At 42.0% G+C, this 4188-nt stretch carries 4 protein-coding genes; all 4 read left to right on the top strand.

Annotated elements, in window-relative coordinates:
• The first annotated feature begins 56 nt into the window (after positions 1-56).
• Positions 57-818, top strand: coding sequence for a 3'-5' exonuclease (locus HWQ44_RS15695; protein WP_292720099.1), 762 nt, complete (start codon positions 57-59; stop codon positions 816-818).
• A 227-nt stretch (positions 819-1045) separates the two neighbouring features.
• Positions 1046-1921, top strand: a complete 876-nt coding sequence (locus HWQ44_RS15700; RefSeq protein ID WP_292720103.1) for an MBL fold metallo-hydrolase — start codon at positions 1046-1048, stop codon at positions 1919-1921.
• 187 nt (positions 1922-2108) lie between these two features.
• A complete protein-coding gene (gene dhaK, locus HWQ44_RS15705; protein ID WP_292720105.1) occupies positions 2109-3185 on the top strand; it encodes a dihydroxyacetone kinase subunit DhaK in 1077 nt (358 codons plus the stop codon).
• A gap of 17 nt (positions 3186-3202) precedes the next feature.
• A complete protein-coding gene (gene dhaL, locus HWQ44_RS15710; RefSeq protein ID WP_292720107.1) occupies positions 3203-3838 on the top strand; it encodes a dihydroxyacetone kinase subunit DhaL in 636 nt (211 codons plus the stop codon).
• Positions 3839-4188 lie beyond the last annotated feature (350 nt).

Below are 4188 nucleotides of genomic sequence, written 5' to 3' on the forward strand. Positions count from 1 at the left end.
AAAAAAGCTCTTTAATGTTCTTTTAGCACAGAATGTTACTATTTTGGAGATGTCTTATGACCCAAAATTCTTTCGTTTCATCCAATACTCAGTTTCCTACACCCGATCAGGTTCTAATCCTTGATACAGAAACCACAGACTTAGACATTAATACAGGGCAGGTTATAGAGTTAGGAGCTATTTTGTATTCGGTGAAGCACCAAACCACCATTAAACAATATTCAACTCTTCTCCCAGCACAGAATAATCCGACAGAGTATATAAATCGGATTAAGCCAGCACCGTTAATGGAAATAACAGAAGAACAAGCGGTTGAAAGTGTGTGGATGATAACTGAGATGGCAAAGAAGGCGCAAGTTATTGTGGCACACAATGCTGAGTTTGATCAGAAGTGGTTTGGTTCTTCAAATAATGGAAAGAGTCTGCTACCTGTTTTGTTGAACTCTAAAAATGAACCACTTCCTTGGGTTTGTACCTGTACTGAATTTGAATGGCCTCGTCAAATCCGATCTGGTCAATCTCTTATTGAATTAGCAGCAGCGCATGATGTTGGTATTTTTGGAAATCATAGGGCATTAACAGACTGTCAATTGATCGCATATCTTTTTGATCGGATGGAGAACCTTAACGCCATGTTTCAAATGGCGTTAAGACCCAAAGCTTGGTTTAAAGCTCTTGTAACCTATGACAATAGAGAACTTGCAAAAAAGGCAGGTTTTAAATGGATTCCTGAACTTAAGAGTTGGGTGAGGAAAATGGCAGTGGATGATACCAAAGAACTTCCTTTTATGGTAAACCAAATTGAATTTTGTCAGTAATCTAGACGAAGTTCATTTATTTCCTGAAATAAAGCGATTGCGCCTATGTTATCCCAGTCGTTGGCTAGAGGTGCGATCAATCTTTAACTTTAAGTCCAGATAGGCTGTCTTTTTTAAGATAGCCTATATCTAACCTTCAGGAGTCTACAGTTTAAGTCAACTTTTGCTAGCGTAGTGATATAAGGTTTATCGCTCCCCAGCAAGCGCGTGGAGGCAAAAGGATTAATATGGCTCATTTAAATCAGCGTCGCTCCCAAAATGTCAACGGCGATTTTTATGTAGATACTACCTGTATTGATTGTGATACCTGTCGCTGGATGACTCCTGAAGTATTTTCTCGTGTTAATGAACAGTCGGCGGTTTATCATCAACCAACAAATGATGCGGAAAGATTAGCAGCGCTGGAAGCACTTTTAGCTTGTCCTACTAGTTCTATTGGCACAGTTGAGAAACCAAAAGATATCAAAGTTGCTCAACAACAGTTTCCAATATTAATAGCGGAAAATGTTTACCACTGTGGCTATCATTCTGAAAAATCTTACGGTGCTGCTAGCTATTTAATTCAGCTTCCAGAAGGTAACATTTTGGTAGATTCTCCCCGGTTTACGCCGCCTTTAGTCAAGCGTTTAGAAGAACTGGGGCCAATTCGTTATATGTACCTAACTCATAAGGATGATGTGGCAGATCATCAAAAGTTTGCCGAGCATTTTCAGTGTGATCGCATCCTTCACACTGATGATATTACTGCGGATACTCGCAATGTAGAAATACAGCTAACTGGTTCTGAACCATTCGCCTTAACTCCAGATTTACTAATTATCCCAGTTCCCGGTCACACCAAAGGACAAACTGTCCTACTTTATAAAAATAAGTTTCTGTTCACTGGCGACCATCTCGCTTGGTCAGAAAGCTTCCATCAATTGGCTGCATTCCGCGATTTCTGCTGGTATTCTTGGTCAGAACAGACTAAATCAATGCGTAATTTGGCTAATTACTCTTTTGAGTGGGTGCTACCAGGTCATGGGCGAAGGTTTCATGCTGATAGGGAAACTATGCGTCAGCAGATGCACAAGTGTATTGAGTTGATGGAATCTTTGGATTGACATTAAAAAATAACTGACTTTTCACACCATCTAGAAAAACCTAACCCCCTTCCCGACGCGAAAAGCGGGAAAATTCAAAGTCTCTCTCCTTTTAGGAGAGAGATTTAGAGAGAGGTCAGACTGTATTGCATACAAACCAGAAGCGCTATAACCTGGGTTTTAACACCCTTTTAAGCAAACACGGATTATGAAAAAGCTGATCAACAAGCCGGAAGACTTTGTGCGGGAAAGTCTAGAAGGTATGGCGGCGGCTCATTCCGATTTAATTAAACTGAACTACGATCCGACTTTTGTCTATCGAGCCAATGCACCTATTCCGGGTAAAGTAGCAATTATTTCAGGTGGTGGCAGTGGACATGAACCAATGCACGCTGGCTTCGTGGGCAAAGGAATGCTGGATGCAGCTTGTCCTGGTGAGGTTTTCACTTCACCGACTCCTGACCAAATGCTAGAAGCAGCAAAGCTTGTAGATGGAGGCTCAGGTATCCTTTATATCGTCAAAAATTACAGTGGCGATATCATGAACTTTGAGATGGCAACAGAGTTAGCCCGTGGTGAGGGCATTCGAGTCCTAAATATTTTGATTGATGACGATGTAGCAGTGAAAGATAGTCTCTATACCCAAGGACGCCGGGGTGTGGGAACAACAATACTGGCGGAAAAAATTTGTGGCGCTGCGGCTGAGGCTGGGTATGATTTACCACAAATAGCAAATTTATGTCGCCGGGTAAATCTGAATGGGCGGAGTATGGGAATTGCTTTAACATCTTGTACAGTGCCCGCGAATGGAACACCGACATTTGAATTGAGCGATCGCGAAATCGAATTAGGTATCGGTATCCACGGTGAGCCAGGAATAGAACGTACAGCTATTAAATCAGTAGATGAGATTACCGAAATTTTGACGCGATCGCTCCTTGAAGATACAGCATACAGCCGCACACTTCGCGAGTGGGATGAAGACAAAGAAGAATGGGTAGATGTAGAACTAACAAATCTCCCATTTGCCAAAGGCGATCGCTTGTTAGCTTTTGTCAATAGTATGGGTGGAACTCCAGTTTCCGAACTGTATCTTGTTTACCGTAAACTCGCCCAAATCTGTGAACAGCAAGGATTGCAAATTGTGCGAAACTTGATAGGCCCTTACATCACATCTCTAGAAATGCAAGGTTGCTCCATTACCTTGCTGAAATTAGATGATGAGATGATCCGGCTCTGGGATGCACCAGTAAAAACACCAAGTTGGCGTTGGGGAATTTCATAATTACGAATTATTTTAATATGGTGAGTCAGACGCAGATATTGCAATGGTTGCAGGCTTATGCAACCGAGATAGAGCAGAATAAAGCATATTTGACAGAATTAGATGCTGCGATCGGAGATGCTGACCACGGGAGCAATATGGATCGCGGCTTCAAAAAGGTAAGCGCTCAGTTACCAACTCTTACAGACAAGGACATCAGCAGCATTCTCAAAGCTGTGAGTATGACCTTGATTTCTTCCATTGGCGGTGCTAGTGGCCCTCTTTATGGCACATGGTTTTTACGAGCCAGTACAGCAGTAGTTAGTAAGCAAGAATTAACAGAACAAGATGTTTTAGGAATCCTGCAAGCAGGCTTAGATGGCTTGCTACAACGCGGCAAAGCGCAACTAGGAGACAAAACAATGGTGGATGTGCTATCTCCGGCTGTAGCTGCTTTTGGGCAAGCTGTAAGAGAAAGTAAGGGGACACTAGAAGCTTTGCAAAAAGCTGTAGCAGCAGCCCAAAGGGGGTTGCAGGAAACTATACCAATGCAGGCGAAAAAAGGACGGGCTAGCTACCTGGGGGAACGGAGTATCGGACATCAAGATCCAGGAGGGACTTCTGCTTATTTGATGTTGAAGAGTTTGTTAGGGGTGTTGGAAAGTTCTAAGTAATATCAAGTCCGGGTAATTAGTTATGATTCCCATAGTCATTGCAGCCCTTCCCGCAAGTGAGGTGGGGTTCTTGATGGCTATTATCAAAAGGAAAATAACAACTATTTCTCTATTTTTACGCCTATTTAAGATTTAGAAGTTGAAACAGATTTTGAAGCTTTAAATTATTCCAATTCAAAATTACTGAAGTTTCAATAGTTAAATCTCCTTGTTTAAGGTTAGTCATCAAAGCAGAACCATTTTCAAGACTATAGAAAAGGTCATCTAAAAGCTGCACTTGATTTCGAGGAAGAGTCAGGGTTAGCGCGTCTCAAACCCTATTGACAGGGGGATTATGGCAGAGGTACTGA

This window comes from Nostoc sp. JL34 (assembly GCF_017114945.1).
GTDB lineage: Bacteria > Cyanobacteriota > Cyanobacteriia > Cyanobacteriales > Nostocaceae > Nostoc.